Origin of the sequence: Streptomyces coryli, assembly GCF_011044975.1 — a bacterium.
Classification (GTDB): Bacteria; Actinomycetota; Actinomycetes; order Streptomycetales; family Streptomycetaceae; genus Streptomyces; species Streptomyces coryli.
On record NZ_JAAKZV010000560.1, the window covers coordinates 1 to 989 of the forward strand.

Consider the following 989-nt stretch of genomic DNA (forward strand, 5'->3'; position numbering starts at 1 on the left):
GACGGGGGCTCCCCGGCACCGCCAAAAACCCGTTGTGCGAACCACGCCGCCGACTGCTAGCTTTCCGGAGGCCGTGCACAGAACGAGGAGGTGGTACCCGTGAACGCAGTATCGACATGGGTGCTCCCCTCCGGGGTCACGGTCGGGCGATAGGTCATAGGTCGTCCGGGAGCGCCGCTCTTGCGCACTTCGTGCGCGCTCCCGAAAGGCACGACCATGCACTTCACTTCCGAACACCGCCTCGACGACGGCACTCTCGAGCGCGAATTCACCCTCGGCGAGATCCCCGGCATCCTGTGGACGCCTGAATCCGCGTCCGCGTCCGCGCCGGCGCCGCTGATCCTGCTCAGCCCTCCTCCCATCGGGCTGCGCAAGGCGTACCCGCTCCTGGCGGCCCGCGCCCGGCACGCCGCGGCCGACGGCTTCGTGACCGCCACCATCGAGCTCCCCGGCCGCGGTGACCGGCCCCGCCTGCCCGCCGTCGAGCAGGCGGTCACCGAACTGCGCCGGGCGCTGGAGGCGGGCCGGCCGGTCAGCGGCGAGATCATCGACGCCCTCATCCTCCCCCTGGTCGACAAGGCAGTCCCGGAATGGCAAGCCGCCCTGGACGCCCTTCTGTCGCTGCCCGAGATCGGCGGCCCTGTCGGATACTCGGGAGGAGTGATCTCCATCGGGACCCGGCTGGCGGTGGTCGAGCCGCGCCTATCGGCCGCCGTCCTGTTCGCCGGAAGCTTCGTACCGCAGGCGATCTTCGAGGAGGCCCGCGAGGTCACCATCCCGCTGCACGTCCTGCTCCAGTGGGACGACGAAGGCAACGACCGCCAGGCGGCCCTGGCCCTGTTCGACGCCTTCGGCTCCAAGGAGAAGACCCTGAACGCCAACATGGGCGGGCACGTCGGCGTACCTCAGCACGCGGGGGAGGCCGCGGGCCGGTTCCTCATCCGACACATGAGGTGAGCCGGGGGGGGCGTCGGGGTCGCGGCCTCCCC

General features: G+C 71.0%; 1 protein-coding gene. It reads left to right on the plus strand.

The window, feature by feature from the left end; all coding sequences use genetic code 11:
• The first annotated feature begins 216 nt into the window (after positions 1–216).
• A complete protein-coding gene (locus G5C51_RS42175) occupies positions 217–957 on the plus strand; it encodes a dienelactone hydrolase family protein (protein WP_165246237.1) in 741 nt (246 codons plus the stop codon).
• Positions 958–989 lie beyond the last annotated feature (32 nt).